The sequence below is a fragment of the Lysobacter sp. yr284 genome (assembly GCF_900107375.1).
Classification (GTDB): domain Bacteria; phylum Pseudomonadota; class Gammaproteobacteria; order Xanthomonadales; family Xanthomonadaceae; genus Lysobacter.
The window spans coordinates 215562-231418 of sequence record NZ_FNPT01000003.1 but is presented as its reverse complement, the minus strand read 5'-3'; the positions used below and the strand labels follow the sequence as shown (position 1 = coordinate 231418).

Genomic DNA, 15857 nt, shown 5'->3' with positions numbered 1-15857 from the left:
CGCGCGCGCCGATGAGCGAGATCCGGTTGCGCGCGCTGGCGCTGTTCGACCGCTACCTGGATCTGTCCGAAGCCGGGCGCAGCGGCCTGCGCACGGACCTGGCCCGGCGCGACCCGGACCTGCTGGCGGCGCTGACCGCCCTGGCCGAGGCGGCGCAGGCGCCCAGCCCGCTGGACGTCCCGGCGCTGGACGCCCTCGCGCGCCGGCGGCCGCGCGATTGGCCGGCCGCGGCCGCGGACGGGCCGGCCGCCGACCCGCGCATCGGCGCCCAGCTCGGCCCCTGGCGCATCGTCGAGGTGATCGCCGAAGGCGGCATGGGCACGGTCTACGAGGCCCGCCGCGCCGACGGCCATTACCAGCAGCGCGTGGCGCTCAAGTGCGTGCGCGCGAAACTGCGCTCGCCGGTGCTGGTCGAGGCGTTCCTGGCCGAACGCGGCCACCTCGCCGCGCTCGACCATCCCGGCATCGCGGTGCTGATCGACGGCGGCGTCGAGGCCGACGGCCAGCCCTGGTTCGCGATGCGCCTGGTCGAGGGCACCGCCATCGACCTGTGGTGCGACGCGCGCGACATCGACACCGCCGGCCGCGTGCGCCTGCTGCTGCAGGCCTGCGAAGCGGTCGCCTACGCGCATGCGCGCGGGGTGCTGCACCGCGACCTCAAGCCCGCCAACCTGCTGGTCAACGACGACGGCCGCGTGCACCTGGTCGACTTCGGCATCGCCTCGGCCTTCACCGGCGAGCGCGCGAGCGCGCCGCAGATCGCGTTCTCGCGCGACTACGCCGCGCCGGAACTGCTGGCCGGCGGCGGCCACGGCGCGACCGGCGACGTCTACGCCATGGGCATGCTGATGCACCGGTTGCTGTGCGGCGCGCTGCCGGCGTCCGCCGCACGGCCGTGGCCGGGCGCCGTCGATGCCGCGGCCGCCGCGCGATCGCCAGGCGACCGGCGACCCGGGCGCGGACCGCTGTCGCGGCTGGCGCTCGCCGCCAGCGCGCAGCGCGCGCGCCTGCACGGCGAGCGCGACCCGGCGGCGCTGGCGCGCCGGCTCGCCGGCGACCTCGACGCGATCGCGCGCAAGGCGGTCGCCTCGCGGCCGGAATGCCGCTACCCGAGCATGCGCGAGTTCGCCGACGACCTGCGCCGCTGGCTGCAGCTGCGGCCGGTCCACGCCCAGCGCAGCGGCGGCCGATTCGCGGCCGGCCTGTACCGGGCCTGCACGTTCCTGCGCCGCCACCGCTCGGCCGCGGCGCTGGCGACGCCCTTGCTGCTGGCGCTGGCGCTCGCCGCCGGCGCCTGGTCGTGGCAGCAGCACCGGCGCGCCGAGGAAGCCCGCGCCGCCGAAGCGGTCGGGCAGTTGTTCGCCTCCACCCTCGGCACCGCCACCCTGGCGGGCCTGGGCAGCGCGCCGTTCTCGTCCGAACGCCTGTTGCAACACACCGAAGCGCAACTGCGCGAGCTGCGCCTGCACCGGCATCCGGCGCTGTACGCGCGCAGCCTGGCGACGCTGGCGCGCAGCCGCGCGGTGATCGGCGACTACGACCGCGCCCAGGCGCTGGCCGAGCAAGCGCGCCAGGCCCTGGGCGAGACCGTCGACGAAAGCGGCTACGTCGCCGCCACCCGCCTGTCCTTGCTCAACACCATGGCCCGCTACGCCCAGGCCGCGGCGCTGGCGCGGCAATCGCTGCGGCGCCCGCACCGGCGCGAAGACGCCGACGAGCGCGCGGCGCTGATGGCGCAGCTGGCGACCGCGCAATGGGGCATGGGCGAGGTGTATCCGGCGCTGGACACGCTCGGCGCCGCGCTGTCGCAGGTGCGGGCGCTGGGGCCGGCGCACGACGAACTGCAGGCGCAGATGCTGATCCAGCGCAGCGGCCTGCGCGCCCAGCTCTACCGTTATCCCGGCGCCGACGACGACGCGCGGCGCGCGATCGCGCTGGCCGAAGGGCGCAATCCGATCCTGGCCGACGACGGCCGCCAGCAACTGCTCGACGTGCTGCTGACCCGCGGCGGCCAGGTCGACGTCGCCATCGCCAAACGCCTGCTCGCCGGCCGCCGGCGCAGCCTCGGCGAGCGCCATCCCAAGACCGGCATGGCCTGGATCATGCTGGGATCGGCCGAATACGCCGGCGGCCGGATCGTCAGCGCCAAGGCGCGCAACGCGACCGGCCGCGAGCTGATCCTCGCCGCCTACGGCCGCGACCACCCGGCCTACGCGCGCGCGCTGACCCTGCAGTCGTACATCGACAGCCGCGATTCGCGCGACAACCTCGCCGCCCTGCGCGAGGCGCTGGCGATCTACCGGCGCACGCTCGGGCCGGCCCACGACAGCACCCTGGGCGCCAAGCAGCGCCTGGCCGCGCGCCTGAGCGACCTGCCGCACGCGCAGCAACGCAGCGGCGACTTCGCCGAGATCGTCGCGCTGCACCGCGACAACCTGCGGCTCAAGCGCCGCGCCAACCTGCCCACGCCATGGGAAGACCTGTACCTGGGCCGGGCGTGGATGCGTTCCGGCGGCCGCGCCGGCCTGGCCCGCGCCGAACCGCTGCTGCGCTCCAGCCGGCTGCAGGCGCAACGCTACTTCGCACGCGAGGACCGCTACAGCCTGCTGGCCCAGGACACCTGGGCCAGTTTCCTTTACCTCAACGGCGACAAGGCCCGCGCCGCCGGCGAGTTCGCGCGCATTCTCGAACGACAGCTCGACCGCCGCTCCTACGTCAGCGTGGTGCTGGTGCACTCCGCGCTGCTGCACCGCGCGGCCTACGCGCTGGAGAACTGCGACCGGCGCCAGGCCAGGGAACTGCTCGAACGCGCCTACGCCTACGACCTGCGGCGCATGGGCGCGGCCAACTTCCTGACCCAGGACGCGCGCACCTACCTCGACAGCCTGCGCCGGCACGGCGTGCTGCTCAACCAGGACCGTTCGTCCCTGCTCCACCCCGCGCTGGCCGCGACCAACGCCGTCGCGCGGCGCTGCCCGCGACGGGCCCCGGCCGCTTCCGCGCACCGCCCGCGCTAGAGCAGTTCCAGCAGCGGCCGCGGCCGCGCCACCGCATAGCCCTGCGCGTACTCGATGCCGGCCCGGCGCAGCAGCTCCAGGCTGCGCTCGTCCTCGACCTGCTCGGCGATCGCGGCGCAGCCCATGCTGCGGCAGATGCGGCCGATCGACTCGACGATGGTCTGGCCGACCGCGCTGCCGGCCATCCTGCGCACCAGCCCGCCGTCGATCTTGACGCTGTCGACCTCGAACTGGCCCAGGCACGCGAACGAGCCCACGCCCTTGCCGAAATCGTCGAGGCTGACCCGGCAACCGGCGCGGCGCGCGACCGCGGCGAACCGCGCCGCGCTGGCCAGGTCCTGGGCCAGCGCGGCTTCGCCGATCTCGAAATGGATACGGCCGCAGGCCACGCCCGAGGCCGCCAGTTCCTGCTGCAGGAACGGCCACAGCGCCGGGTCGCGCAGCGAGGCGACGGACAGGTTCAGGCGGATCGAGACATCGCCGGCCTCGCGCAGCCGCGGGCCATGGCCGCGCAGCGCGGCGCGGATCACCCAGCGGTCGATGCCGCCCATCAGGTCGTAGGCCTGGGCGGCGGGAATGAACACCTCCGGCTCGATCAGTTCGCCGCCTTCGCCGATCATCCGCACCAGGATTTCCAGTTGCCGCCCGTCGTCGCCGTCGCCGCCAGCGCCGCCGATGCGGCGGATCTCCTGCGCGAACAGGCAGAAACGGTCGGCCTCGATGGCGTTGCGCAGGCCCGCGGCGATCCGCACGGCGCTGTCGTGGGCGCGGCCGCCGTCGCCGGGCGCGTAGACCGAAACCCGGTTGCGCCCGCCGGCCTTGGCCGCGTAGCAGGCCAGGTCGGCGCGGTCGATGGCTTCGGCCGGCGCCAGCGGTTGCGGCCCGAGCTGCACCAGCCCGATGCTGGCGCCGACGTAGTACGCCTTGCCGTCCCAGACGAAGCGCATGCGCTCCATCTCCTGGCAGATCTGGCGGGCGATGTGTTCGCCGCTGCCGATCGCGCAATCCAGCAGCACCAGCGCGAACTCGTCGCCGCCGATGCGCGCGACGGTGTCGTGGGCGCGGCTCTTGCGCCGCAGCAGCGCGGCCACTTCGCGCAACAGCGCGTCGCCGGCGGAATGGCCGGCGCCGTCGTTGACCAGCTTGAAGCGGTCCAGGTCGACGAAGCACAGGGTATGCGCGCGGCCTTCCTGGTCGGCCGAGGCGATGGCGCGGCGCAAGTCGCGTTCGAACGCGACCCGGTTCGCCAGGCCGGTCAGGCCGTCGTGGCTGGCCGAGTGCTCCAGCGCCTGGCGCAGCCGGCGCGCCTGGGTGACGTCCTGGAACGCGAGCACCGCGCCTTCGACCGCGCCGTCGGCGGCGCGCATCGGCGAGACGCAGTGGCGGATGTGCCGGTGCCGGCCGCCGCGCTCCAGCAACGCCGCCTCGCCGTCCGCCGGCTCGCCCTCTTGCCGGCGCAGGCACGCGTGCACCGGATGCGGCGCGACCGCGCCGGCTTCGTCGCTCAGCGCCAACACCTGCGCGACCGGCGCGCCCATCGCCTCGCCCGAGGACCAGCCGGTCATGCGCTCGGCGGCCGGATTGAGGAACAGCACGCACGCGCGTTCGTCGGTGGCGACCACGCCGTCGCCGATGGCGTGCACGATCGCGCGCCAACGCTGCGCCTGCGCGGCCAGCGCCTGCCGGCGCGCGGCCTCGGCGCTGACGTCCCAGCCCAGGCCGACGATCTGCGCGACGTCGCCGGCACCGTCGCGGACCGCGCGCACCGCGCAGCGCAGCCGCCGCGGCGCGCGGCCCGGCTCGATGCGCAGGCGGAATTCCAGTTCGATCCGGCCATGCCGGCGCAGGCCGCGGCCGAGCCGCTCCAGCACCGCGGCGGTATCGTCGGGGTGGATGCGCGCGGCCCAGCCCGCCAACGTGCCGTCGTAGCTGCCCGGGGCGAGATCGTGCAGGCGGTGCATCTGCGCGTCCCATTCGCAGCGGTGATCGCGCAGGTCGAAGCTGAAGACGCCGGCGCCGGCGGCCTCCACCGCGGCCTGCAGGCGCCGCTGGCGCGCCCGTTCGCGCCGCTGGCTGCGCTGGCGCGCGTCGATGTCCGCGCATACCGCCAGCACCCGCAGCGCGCTGCCGTCGGCGGCGCGTTCGACCGCGCGGCCGCGCGCGTGGACCCAGCGCCAGCCGCCGTCGGCGGTGCGCAGCCGGTGTTCCAGCGAAAACGTCGCCGTCGCGCCGCGCAGGTGCCGCTGCAACCCGGCCCAGCAACCCGCCAGGTCGCTGCCGTGGACGCGTCCCAGCCAGTGGCCGATGCCGCCGGCGACGGCCGCGTCGGGCTCGCCGAGCATGGCGCTCCAGCGCGGCGAATAACGCACCTCGCCGGTGCGCAGGTCCCAGTCCCAGGCGCCGTCGCCGATGCCGTCGAACGCCTGCGGCCAGCGCTGCGCCGGCTCGCCGGCGGCGTGCGCGCGCGCCGCCGGCGCGGTTTCGGATTCGGGTTCGGGTTCGGGACTCAACGCCGCCGCCAGCCGGGCGGTCGCGGCCGCAGGGCCGCCGCGCGTGCAGCTTCGCGGCGGGCGGCGCGGGCCCGCGCCGGCGCTGCGCCCGCTTGAATCGCCGATCGGTGGAACCGCCATGACAGCATTGCGCGAGAGGAAGGTCTTTGCCTTTGCAATCGACCGGCCGGCCCGCGCGCAGACATGCGCCGCGCGCCGCCCCTGCGCCCTGCCCGCCGACGCCGGCCCGCACCGCCTGCGCGGCGCGGATCGGCGCCGCGGCGCGGAAACGACGAAGCCGCCCGGCGGCGCCGGACGGCTTCGTCGCGAGCGGATCCGCCGCGGCCTTACATGACGCAGCCGGCGACCACCTTGTACTTGTTGGTCACCTGCCCGTAGCCGGTGTCGCCGCAGCTGGCGGGCTGGCGCACGCCGACGGTGTTGCCGGCGGCATCGTAGTAGATGGTCGAGCAGAAACAGCCCTGGGTCTGAGTGGCCGCGCCGGTGCCGGCGGACGCCGCCAACAGCGCGCCCAACACGATCAGCTTGAGTCGTTGCATCGCAATCCTCCCTACGGCTCGCGGCGGTTCGCCGCGCGGGAACCTTACAACGCGATCGTCGGCGCAGCCGCGCGAGGCGGCATCGCGAGCGCGGGAAAATGCAACGAAGTTTCGAATGCGCGACCGCGGCGCAGATGAACTGTGCGCGCGGTCATGCGGCCGGCGGTTCGGCGTCCGGACTCGGACCGACCGAGCCACGCGCCCCGCACTTGCGCGGGAACCGGCGGGTCTGGGATGGTCGCGGCACCGCGCTCCCAACCCGGACTCCCGCCATGCCCGCTCCCCAGGCCGACGCCAGGCTCGTCGAAATCAGGACCTACCGGCTCAAGCCCGGGCATGCCGCCCGCTTCGAAGCGGCGATGGCGCAGGCGCTGCCGATGGTGCGCGCCAGCGGCATGGACGTGATCGCGTTCGGCCGCAGCGATCACGAACACGAGAGCTATTACCTCATCCGCGCCTACGCCGACCGCGCGCAACTGGACGCGCAACAGCAGGCGTTCTATTCCTCCGCGGCCTGGCGCCAGGGCCCGCGCCAGGGCTTGGTCGACTGCCTGCAGGATTACCTCAACACCCTGCTGTGGCTGGCGCCGGGCAGCATCGAGGATCTGCGCGCGCGCAACGGCCTGTAGCCGCCGCGGGCGAACACAACCCAGTGTCGATGGCGCGACCGCGGCGCGGCGCGACCGCGCGCGATCAGGCGTCCTCGCCGCACCGCCGCAGGCGCCGGTTGCGCATCATTGCGCAGCCTCCGGCAACGGCGGCAGCACCGGATGGAAATCCGGATACGGCGGCGTCGGCGGAAACGCTTGCGGCGGTCGCTCGCGCAACTGCTGCATCAGGTGCTGCACCGCGCGCTCGAGCTGCGGATCGCCGCCGGCGCGGGCCTCGCGCGGGGTGTCGTCGATCTCGATGTCCGGCGCGACCCCGCGGTTCTCTACCTCCCAACTGCCCTGCAACCCGCCCAGCGCCAGGCGCGGCGAGGTGACCGTGCTGCCGTCGATCATCGCCGGATAACCGTAGATGCCGACCAGCCCGCCCCAGGTACGCTTGCCGATCAGCGGCCCCAGGCTCAGGCGCTTGAAGTACCACGGCAGCGCGTCGCCGCCGGAGCCGGATAGCTCGTTGATCAGCATCGCCTTGGGCCCGGGCATCGCCTGCATCGGCGACAGCGAGGGCTCTCCCTCGCGGGTCACCACCAGGGTCATCGGCTTGCGCGCAAGATAGTCGACGATGTAGTCGGCGAGCATGCCGCCGCGGTTGTAGCGCGCGTCGATCACCGCGCCGAGCTTGTCGGTCTGGGCGAAGAAATAACGATTGAAGCTGGCGTAGCCGGCTTCGGCGGTGTCGGGCAGGTGCACGTAGGCGAGCTTGCCGCCGCTGAGCCGCTCGACCTTGCGCCGGTTGTCTTCGATCCACGCCAAGCGGCGCAAGCCCTGCTCGTCCTTGACCGGCACCACCGCGACCTCGCGCGCGCCGGCGCCGGACGCGTCGGCGGACACGCGCAGGACCGTGCGCTTGCCCGCGGTCTCTTCGAACCAGGCGTACAGGTCGTCGCTGGCGCGCAACTCGCGCCCGTTCACCGCCAGCAGATGGTCGCCGACGCGCACGCCCACGCCCGGCGCGGTCAGCGGCGCGCGCAGTTCCGGGTTCCAGTTCTCGCCGTCGTAGATGTGGGCGAAGCGGTAGCGTCCCGCGGCGATGTCGTAGTCGGCGCCGAGCAGGCCGACGCCGGCGCGGGCGTCGTCGGCGTCGCGCAGCGGAATCACGTACATGTGCCCGACCGAGAGATAGCTCAGCATGCGCCGGAACAGCACGTCCAGGTCGTGGCGGCTGCCGATGCCGGCCAGGAACGGCTCGAAATGGCGCTGCGCCGCGGCCAGGTCGAGGCCGTGATAACCGGGGTCGTAGAAATAATCGCGCTGCAGCCGCCAGGCCTCGCGGTACATCTGCGCCCATTCCTGGCGCGGGTCCACCCGCAGCGAGATCGCATCGACGCCGATCCGGCCCTCGCCCGGCTTGGGCGCCGCGTCGGTCGCGGCGATGAACCAGTCCTTGTCGCGCCGGTACAGCATCCTGCCGCCGTCGAAGGACAGCCTGAAGCTGGCGACGTCCGCCAGCAGCTCGTCGGTCTTGCGCGTGGCCAGGACGAACTTTTGCACCTTCACCGGCAGCTTGACGAAATCGTCCTCGATCCCGGGCAGCACCGACGGCGCCTGCTGCAGGAACAATTCGCCGCTCTTGCCCGCGCTCATGCCCACGTAGTTCGCCGCCGCCAGCGGCAGCGCCAGGGTGCGCTGGCCGATGCCGTCGAAGTCGATGCGCATCGGCGCCGCCTTCGCATCGGCCTTCGCATCGGCGGCGGGCGCCGCGGCGGCCGGCTCTTCGTCGCTTTGCGGCGCCAGCGGCGAAGGCAGGTCGCGGCGCAACACCGCCACGTACACCGCGCGCGTCACCGGATGCGCCAGGCTGCTCATATCCAGCCAGCCCGGGGTCAGGCCCAGGTCGGTGCTGGCGGCGAAGTACAGATGACGGCCGTCGCGGTCGAATTGCGGATAACGGCAATCGCTCGCGCCGTCGGTGATCCGCACCGACTTGCGCGTGGCCAGCGAGTACACGAACACCGCGTTCAAGTGATTCGGCAACTGCCGGGTGTAGGCGATCCAACGGCTGTCCGGCGACCACGCCACGTCCATCGACGGCAGCGGCGTGTCGAAGCGATCGCGGTCGATCCTGACCGGCGTCGGCGCGGCCAGGTCCAGCAGCCACAGGTTCAGGCGCTTGTCGCGATAGGCGATGCGGCGGCTGTCGGGCGACCATTGCGGCGAATGGAAGAACGACGGCGGCTGGCCCAGGGCGAACACCCGCGGCGCGGCCAGCCTGTCCTGGTCGCGCACGTGCAGCGCGTACTCGCCGGACGCATCGGAAAAATACGCGACCGATTTGCCGTCCGGCGACCACGCCGGATCGCGCTCGGCCGCGCCGGGCGTGGCGGTGAGATTGCGCGGATCGCCCTTGGACGCCGGCACGGTGACGATGTCGCCGCGCGCCTCGAACGCCGCGCGCGCGCCGGTCGGCGACAGCGCGGCGTTGAGGATGCGCTTGCCGCCCTTCTCGAAGTACGGCTGCAGGCGCGCGCCGTCGTCGACCACCCGCAGCGGCACGCGCCGGCTGCGGCGGCTGGCCGGGTCGAACAGATGGATCGCGCCCATCTGCGAATAGACGATCGCGCCCGGCCCGGCGGACGCCGAATCGATCTGGAAGCCGGTGTTGTCCAGCGCCCGCGTCACCTGCCCGGTGTGGGTGTCGTAGGCGTACAGCGTGCTCGGGCCGTCGCGGTCGGAGAGGAAATAGACCGTGTCGCCGACCCACATCGGGTTGCGGTCGGTGGCATCCTCGTGCGGGATGCGCACGATCGACGAGTCGGCCAGGGCGGCGATCCAGATCGGCGCGGTCTGGCCGCCGCGGTAGCCGTTCCAGTCCGGCTGCGATTGGTATTGGGGCTCATAGGCGATGCGGGCGGCATCGGGCGAATACGCGCCGCCCTCGGCGCGCGAAAGCGGCAGCGCCTGCTGCGGGCCGCCGTCGACGGACACGGTATAGAGCCGGCCGGTGCCGTTGGCCGAGTCGCGGCGCGAAACGAACAGCACGCGGCTGCCGTCCGGCGTCCAGCCGACCACCGCGTCGTCGCCGGGATGCGCGGTCAGGCGCTTGGGCTCGCCGCCTTCGCTGGCGATCACGTAGACATCCAGATTGCCGTCGCGCACCGCGCTGTAGGCGATGCGGCGGCCGTCGGGCGAGAAGCGCGGGCCGCTGGCGCGCGCCCGCCGCCACGGCCCGCCGTCGCGCAGGTCGGTGCGCACCAGCAGGCGCGCATCGCCGCCGGCGCGGTCGGCGATCCACAGATCGTCGGCATAGACGAAGGCGATCCGGTCCTGCGAGACGGTCGGCGCCTGCAGCAGCAACGGCGGCGGCGCGGCGGCGCCCGCGACGAACGCGACGCACAGCAGCGAACCGGCCAGCAGCCGCGCGGCGCCGGTCCGCACGCGCACCGGAAGCGGGCGCGGCCGCGGCGGACAGGCCGGGCCGAAGGCGGGACTGCGCATGCGTATGCTCCGTATCCTTGGGATCCCAACCCGCCATATAGCAGCCGCCGCTGGGGCGCGGCCCCTGCCGGAAGTAGCAGCAGCGCCTGCCAGAAGCAGCAGCGGACCGGGCCGAAAGTAGCAGCGGGCCACGAGCGCGCGGTGAGCGCCCGCCCGCGGACCTTGCCGGATCGGCCGGCAACCGCCGCGCGCGGCGGCGTGGGTTGGGAGCCTGGGCGCGGACGACGTCCTGATGGGTATGTCCCCCTTTTCGCCGCCGACGCGGCGCCCTGCCCGACCCTCGCCATGGCCGCCCACGACTTCGCCGACGACGCCCCCGACCTGCCGCGCAGCCAGCGCCTGAAAGCCGCGACCCGCACCACCCACGATCGGCTCGACCGCCGCATCATGGCCGGCGACATCTTCGCCAGCCGCGAGCGCTACGCCCGTTTCGTACGCGTGCAGTACCGCTTCCATCGCGATATCGACGCGCTGTACGCGCACCCGGCCCTGGACGAGCTGCTGCCCGACCTCGCCGGCCGCCGGCGCCTGGATCAGATCGCGCTGGACTTGCACGACCTCGGCCAGGCCCTGCCCGCGCCCGCGCAGGCCGAGGCAACGCAGCGCGCGCGCGCCGCCCTGCCGCTGGCGCAGGCGCTGGGCTGGCTGTACGTCGCCGAAGGCTCCAACCTCGGCGGCAGCGTGCTGTACAAACTGGCGGCGAAGCTGGGACTGGACCGCGCCTTCGGCGCCCGCCACCTCGCCGCGCACCCCGACGGCGTGGCCCGGCACTGGCGCGAGTTCACCGCCGCGCTGGATTCGGCGACGCTGAGCGCAGCGCAGGAGCGCGAACTGGTCGCCGGCGCCGAAGCCGCGTTCGCCAGCGTGCGCGGCCATGTCGAGGACGAATTGGCGTGAGCGCGCCCGCGCGCGGCGGCGGGCGGACGGCGCCGGGCTGATGCGCTGGCTGTGGTTCGGGCTGGGCTGGCTGATGGTCGCGCTGGGCGTGATCGGCGCGCTGTTGCCGGTGATGCCGACCACGATCTTCCTGATCCTCGCGGTGGCCTGCTTCGCCCGCAGTTCGCCGAAGTTCGAACGGCGCCTGCTGGAACACCCGCGCTACGGCCCGGCGCTGCGGCTGTGGCGCGAACAAGGCGCGGTCTCGCGCCGCGGCAAATGTTTCGCCAGCGCCGGCATGGCGCTGGGCTTCGCGCTGTTCTGCTGGGGCGCGCACCCGTCGCGGACGCTGCTGCTGGCGGTCGGCCTGGGCTTCGCCGCGAGCGCGGCGTATGTGCTGTCGCGGCCGGCGCCGCGCGCGGCAAGCCCGAACCCGCTGGATTGATGCGGGTCCGCGCCGCGGACGGCGCGCTACTGGTTCTTGAAATACACCGCCGACACCGCCGCCAGCCTGCCGGCGGCATCGAAGGAAAAACGCATCACCACCGAGCGCGCGGCCGGATCGAGCATGGCCCGGCCGCGGTCGTCGCGCACCACCAGCGTATCGGCCGAATCCTCGACGATCCTGGCGCCGGGCGAGGCCTCGAACACGCCGGCGACCGTCGCCCGGTCGCTGCCCAGCGGCAGGTGTCTGCGCACGATCGCGGCGACGTCGCGCTGTTCGAACTGCGCCGGTTGCGGCGACGCGTGGATCTCGTCGAGCATCCGCGCGATGTCGGCCGGCGCGGCCGCGGCGCGAGCCGGCGCGCCATCGCGCGGGCCCGCCGCCACGGCGGACGCCGGCGACGAGGCCGCGGCGGCCAGTGCCAGGGCCATCGCCGCGGCGGCGAATCCTGCCTGGGTCGGAAACATGCGCGCCTCCAGCGGTCCTTCGAATCCCGGGCGCGGCCGTTCGCCGCTCAAGCCCGCTGTCGCTGCGCGGCCGCGGCGATGCCGCCGACCGCGCCGGCGGCTCACAAATCCGGCACCCAGACGAAGCTCTCGCCCTGCGCCTTGATCCGGCCCAGCCCCGGGAACGGGAAATGCACGGCGTACACGTGCAGGTTGCCGTCGGCGATGCGCTTGAGCAGCGCGTAGCGGCTGGCCTCGGCCTTGGCCGCGTCGCCGTCGAACTGGATCGTCCACTGCGGGCGCTGCACCGAAACGATCGAGCTGTGCGCGGAATCGCCGATGTACAGCAGGCGTTCCTGGCCCGAGGCGATCTCGTAGGCGCTGTGGCCCGGCGTGTGCCCGTCCACCGCGACCGCCTTGACCGTGCCCGGCACCAGTTCGGCGTTCGGCGCGAACGCCTGCACCTTCGGCGCGATCGCGGCGACGAGCGTGGCGTTGTCCTTATTCGCCTGCAGCCAGGCCCACTCCGGCGCGGACAGGTGGATGGTCGCATTCGGGAACGCCAGCGCGCCCGCAGGCGTCAGCAGGCCGCCGATGTGGTCGGGATGGGCGTGGGAGATGAAGATGTCGGTGACCTGGCCCGGCTCGCTGCCGCTGGCCCGCAGCGCGTCCTGCAGGCGTCCGGCGCGGGCGAAGGAGGCGTTGCCGGCGCCGGTGTCGAACAGCAGCGTGCGTTCGCCGCTGCGCACCAACAACGGCTGGATGCTCAGGTGCACCGCGTCGGTCGGCTGGCCGTTGGCGCTGAGCAGCGCCGCCACCTCGGCCGGCGGGCGGCCGACGGCGAAGGTCTTGCCGTCGTTGGCGACGTCGATGTCGCCGTCCTTGAGCGCCGCGGCCGAGAGCTGGCCGATCTTGAACGCCACGAACGCCTTGCCGGCTTCGGGCTGCGCCGAAGCGGCGGAGGCGGCATCGGCCGCATGCGTTTGGGCGGGCGCGGCGGCCGCGGGCGCTTCGGCGGATGCGGCGCCCGCCGCAGCGTCGGCTTGCGGGCGCGAACAGGCCGCGAGCGCCGCGCTGGCGAGCGCGGCGGCGATGAGCAGGGACAGCGAGTGGCGGGTCATGGGGGTTCCGGTGTGCGTAGGCGGCCGGCGGTTGCCGGATGCACAGGCGCGCTGCGGGGGCGGCGCCGGGTCCGGCGAGCTTATGCCCGGGCGCGGCAGGCAACAAGCCGGCGCCCGTCCTGCCTCGGTGTTGCATCCGCGAGGTCGCCGAAGCGGCGGATCAATGCGGCTCGACCTGCCCGGCCTCGCAGGCTCGCGCCGGATCGCCCGCCATCGCCAGCGCCGCCGCGCGCACCGAGGCGCGCAGCATCGGGCCGTGGCCCAGTTCGGCGAATTCGCGATAGCAGGCGTGCAGCCCCGGCTTGGCGTGCAAGCGCAGCGCCAGTTGTTGCGCGGCATCGGCCGGCACCGCGGCGATGCGGGCGCGGTGCGCGGCCACGCGCGGATCGTGGTTGCCCGCGCCGTCGTTGCCGGCGTCGGGACTGCGCGGCTGGCGCTCGCGTCCGCCCTGCATGATCGCCACGCTCGCCGGGCGCGGCAGTTCGGCCTGCAGGAACCGCCGCTCCGGCTCGCCGAGTTCGCGGCCGTTGTCCCACCACAGCGACGGGCTGGCCGGGAACCACTGCGCGAACGCATCGGCGCGGGTATAGAGCAGATCGAGCACGAACAGGCCGCCGAGCGAATGTCCCCACAGCGCCTCGCGCGCGCGGTCGATGCGGACGCGGCGGCGCACCTGCGGCCCGATGCGTTCGACCAGCGCCGCCGCGAACGCGGCCGCGCCGCCGCCGCGCGGCCCCTGCCCCAGGCCGTCGTCGACCGCGCTGGGGGTGTAGTCGCGGGTGCGCGCGGCGCCGTCGATGCGCAGTTCGTTGTCGTAGCCGACGAACACCAGCACCGGCGCCCGCCCGCGCGCGAGTTGCGCCAGCAGCGGCGCGTCGAACTCCATCAGCGCGGCATTGCCGTCGAGCATGTACAGCGCCGCGAATCCGTCCCGGCCGGCGCGCTGGCGCGGAATGCCGAGCTGGATGCGCCAGTGCCGCTGGCCGTCGGCGGAGGCGACCACGAAGCGCTCGAAGCGATAGTGCGGCGACGGCGCGTCGGCCACGGTCGCGCCGATGCGCTGGTTCGGATCGGGCTGCGCGACCGCCGTCGGCGCGGCCAGGCACAGTGCGAGCGCGGCGATGCCGGCCAACGCGCGCAGGCTTGCGCGAAAACGACGCACCGATACAGGTTCGGGGAAAGGCATGGCGGACTCGCTTACGAAGACGGAACCGGCGCGCCCTCGCGCGCCGACCAGATGCTGTCGGCATGCCCGCGCTGCATGCGCCGGCGCGTGCGCAGCGCGATCAGCGCGAACGCCGGCACCGCGGCCAGCGCGGCGCAGTCGATCACCACGCCGGCGCCGGCATGGTTCCAGGCGCCGCCGAGGCCGCAGACGCCGGCCAGGCTCGACAGCGGGATCGCCAGGGTCAGCGCCGCGCACAGCCACGCCAGCTCGACCGCAGAGCGTGCCGCGCCGCGCGCGAACGCCCAGGCCACCGCGGCGACGAAGACCGCGTAGTAGATGCCTTCGTGCCACGCCGCCAGATCGCCGACCCGGCCCGGCAGCCACTTGGTCGCCGCGAGCGTGGCCGAAATGCCCGCCACGCAGCCCAAGCTCACCCCGACGGTGAGCGCGCCGAGCGCGCGCGAGGCGCGCGTCTGCACCGCCGCGCCCTGGCCGCGGTCCTTCTTGCGCCGCGATTCGATCCACAGCAGGTTGCCGGTGTAGAACAGCATCGCGCCGGCCAGGCCCAGCAGCAGATACATCCAGCGCACGCTGTTGCCGCCGAAGCTGCCGAAGTGAAGCATGAAGAAGGTATTCACTGCCGAATCCCAGCCGCCGAGGTGGCCCGGCAGGTCGTGCGGATCGACCTGCCCGGTGTAGGGGTCCAGGTGGGTCGAGGCATAGGTGCGCGCGCGGGTGCCGTAACGCGTGTCCAGGCCGGTCACCTGCGCTTCCAGGCGGCCGTCGCGCTGCTCGAACCCGAAACCGAACACGCGAAAGCCGGGCAGTTGCGCGTTGACCCGCCGCAGCAGTTCCTGCGCAGGCAGCGGCGTCGCGCCGGGCGCCGGCGGCGGCGCGGCTTCTTCGCGGCCCCACTGGATGCCCTGCGGGTAAATCGCTTTGTCCTGCGCGTCGTAGAACTCGTCGTGGAAGGCGAACACCACGCAGGTCAGCGCCATGATCAGGTGGAACGGCAGGCTGACGATGCCCAGCGCGTTGTGCACGTCCAGCCACAGGCGCTTGATGTTCTTGCCGATGCGCAGCGCGAACAGGTCCTTGAGCAGGGTCGGCAGCAGCACGATCAGTCCCGAGACCAGAGCCAGCGCGTACAGCAGCGACACCGCGCCCATGATCCAGCGCGCGGCCGGATCGGGCAGCGGCAGGCCGACCTTCTGGTGCAGGGTGTCGATCAACTGCGCCACCGGCGCCTTGGCCAGGCGCTGGGTCTGCAGTTCGCCGTCTGGACCGAAGCTGGCGCCGTGGTCGACGAATTCGCGGCGGCGCGCGCCGGGCTCGCGCCAGATCACCCGCGCGGGCTGGTCGGCCGCGGTCTCGACCATCACCAGATAGTGTTTGGCCGCCTGCGGATGCGCGGCGATGGTCGCCGCGACCAGTTCGTCCGCGCGCGCCAGCGGCACCGGCGGCGCCAGCGCGGCCGGCGGCGTGGCCCAGCGCTCCAGCGGCTTCTCGAACATGGTGATCGCGCCGCCGTAGAACGCCACGAACAGCATCAGGCCGGCGACGATGCCGACCCAGATGTGCACGTCCTTGTAGACCTTGACGATGTCGCTGCGGATCTTCATCGCGCCTGCC

General features: G+C 73.7%; 12 protein-coding genes. 5 read left to right on the top strand and 7 right to left on the bottom strand.

Features of this window, described 5'->3' with window-relative positions; all coding sequences use genetic code 11:
• Nucleotides 1-11 precede the first annotated feature (11 nt).
• On the top strand, nt 12-3017 hold the full coding sequence (locus BLV01_RS07900; RefSeq protein ID WP_091796303.1) for a serine/threonine-protein kinase: 3006 nt from the start codon (nt 12-14) through the stop codon (nt 3015-3017).
• Here the strand turns inward: BLV01_RS07900 and BLV01_RS07895 are convergent.
• Nucleotides 3014-5527, bottom strand: coding sequence for an EAL domain-containing protein (locus BLV01_RS07895; RefSeq protein WP_175485815.1), 2514 nt, complete (start codon nt 5525-5527; stop codon nt 3014-3016). The two genes, BLV01_RS07900 and BLV01_RS07895, sit on opposite strands and share 4 nt — an antisense overlap.
• Nucleotides 5528-5645: 118 nt before the next feature.
• Between BLV01_RS07895 and BLV01_RS25270 the strand changes: the two genes are divergently transcribed.
• Nucleotides 5646-5861, top strand: coding sequence for a hypothetical protein (locus BLV01_RS25270; RefSeq protein WP_139178552.1), 216 nt, complete (start codon nt 5646-5648; stop codon nt 5859-5861).
• On the opposite strand, the gene BLV01_RS07890 is transcribed toward BLV01_RS25270, so the two are convergent.
• Complete coding sequence (locus BLV01_RS07890) at nt 5854-6066, bottom strand: DUF6289 family protein (protein WP_091796299.1); 213 nt, start codon at nt 6064-6066, stop codon at nt 5854-5856. The two genes, BLV01_RS25270 and BLV01_RS07890, sit on opposite strands and share 8 nt — an antisense overlap.
• A gap of 272 nt (nt 6067-6338) precedes the next feature.
• Between BLV01_RS07890 and BLV01_RS07885 the strand changes: the two genes are divergently transcribed.
• Complete coding sequence (locus tag BLV01_RS07885) at nt 6339-6695, top strand: putative quinol monooxygenase (RefSeq protein ID WP_091796297.1); 357 nt, start codon at nt 6339-6341, stop codon at nt 6693-6695.
• 105 nt (nt 6696-6800) lie between these two features.
• On the opposite strand, the gene BLV01_RS07880 is transcribed toward BLV01_RS07885, so the two are convergent.
• Complete coding sequence (locus BLV01_RS07880) at nt 6801-10169, bottom strand: S41 family peptidase (RefSeq protein ID WP_091796296.1); 3369 nt, start codon at nt 10167-10169, stop codon at nt 6801-6803.
• Nucleotides 10170-10454: 285 nt separating this feature from the next.
• Between BLV01_RS07880 and BLV01_RS07875 the strand changes: the two genes are divergently transcribed.
• Nucleotides 10455-11066, top strand: coding sequence for a biliverdin-producing heme oxygenase (locus BLV01_RS07875; protein ID WP_091796294.1), 612 nt, complete (start codon nt 10455-10457; stop codon nt 11064-11066).
• A 40-nt stretch (nt 11067-11106) separates the two neighbouring features.
• A complete protein-coding gene (locus BLV01_RS07870) occupies nt 11107-11490 on the top strand; it encodes a YbaN family protein (RefSeq protein WP_091796292.1) in 384 nt (127 codons plus the stop codon).
• 26 nt (nt 11491-11516) lie between these two features.
• On the opposite strand, the gene BLV01_RS07865 is transcribed toward BLV01_RS07870, so the two are convergent.
• The 4 genes from BLV01_RS07865 to BLV01_RS07850 form a co-directional block, all read right to left on the bottom strand.
• On the bottom strand, nt 11517-11957 hold the full coding sequence (locus tag BLV01_RS07865; RefSeq protein WP_254782552.1) for a DUF6393 family protein: 441 nt from the start codon (nt 11955-11957) through the stop codon (nt 11517-11519).
• 101 nt (nt 11958-12058) lie between these two features.
• Nucleotides 12059-13057 (bottom strand): MBL fold metallo-hydrolase, encoded by a 999-nt coding sequence (locus tag BLV01_RS07860; RefSeq protein WP_091796291.1) that lies wholly within the window; start codon nt 13055-13057, stop codon nt 12059-12061.
• 160 nt (nt 13058-13217) lie between these two features.
• Nucleotides 13218-14243 carry an alpha/beta hydrolase gene (locus BLV01_RS07855; protein ID WP_091796289.1) on the bottom strand — a complete coding sequence of 342 codons (1026 nt, stop codon included), beginning with the start codon at nt 14241-14243 and terminating at the stop codon, nt 13218-13220.
• An 11-nt stretch (nt 14244-14254) separates the two neighbouring features.
• Nucleotides 14255-15847, bottom strand: coding sequence for a PepSY-associated TM helix domain-containing protein (locus BLV01_RS07850; protein ID WP_091796288.1), 1593 nt, complete (start codon nt 15845-15847; stop codon nt 14255-14257).
• Nucleotides 15848-15857 lie beyond the last annotated feature (10 nt).

Bases quoted from the DNA above. Each gene is read 5' to 3' on its own strand.
- BLV01_RS07900 (WP_091796303.1), top strand. From the start codon at position 12: ATGAGCGAGATCCGGTTGCGCGCGCTGGCGCTGTTCGACCGCTACCTG.
- BLV01_RS25270 (WP_139178552.1), top strand. From the start codon at position 5,646: ATGACAGCATTGCGCGAGAGGAAGGTCTTTGCCTTTGCAATCGACCGG.
- BLV01_RS07890 (WP_091796299.1), bottom strand. From the start codon at position 6,066: ATGCAACGACTCAAGCTGATCGTGTTGGGCGCGCTGTTGGCGGCGTCC.
- BLV01_RS07885 (WP_091796297.1), top strand. From the start codon at position 6,339: ATGCCCGCTCCCCAGGCCGACGCCAGGCTCGTCGAAATCAGGACCTAC.
- BLV01_RS07880 (WP_091796296.1), bottom strand. From the start codon at position 10,169: ATGCGCAGTCCCGCCTTCGGCCCGGCCTGTCCGCCGCGGCCGCGCCCG.
- BLV01_RS07875 (WP_091796294.1), top strand. From the start codon at position 10,455: ATGGCCGCCCACGACTTCGCCGACGACGCCCCCGACCTGCCGCGCAGC.
- BLV01_RS07870 (WP_091796292.1), top strand. From the start codon at position 11,107: ATGCGCTGGCTGTGGTTCGGGCTGGGCTGGCTGATGGTCGCGCTGGGC.
- BLV01_RS07865 (WP_254782552.1), bottom strand. From the start codon at position 11,957: ATGTTTCCGACCCAGGCAGGATTCGCCGCCGCGGCGATGGCCCTGGCA.
- BLV01_RS07860 (WP_091796291.1), bottom strand. From the start codon at position 13,057: ATGACCCGCCACTCGCTGTCCCTGCTCATCGCCGCCGCGCTCGCCAGC.
- BLV01_RS07855 (WP_091796289.1), bottom strand. From the start codon at position 14,243: ATGCCTTTCCCCGAACCTGTATCGGTGCGTCGTTTTCGCGCAAGCCTG.
- BLV01_RS07850 (WP_091796288.1), bottom strand. From the start codon at position 15,847: ATGAAGATCCGCAGCGACATCGTCAAGGTCTACAAGGACGTGCACATC.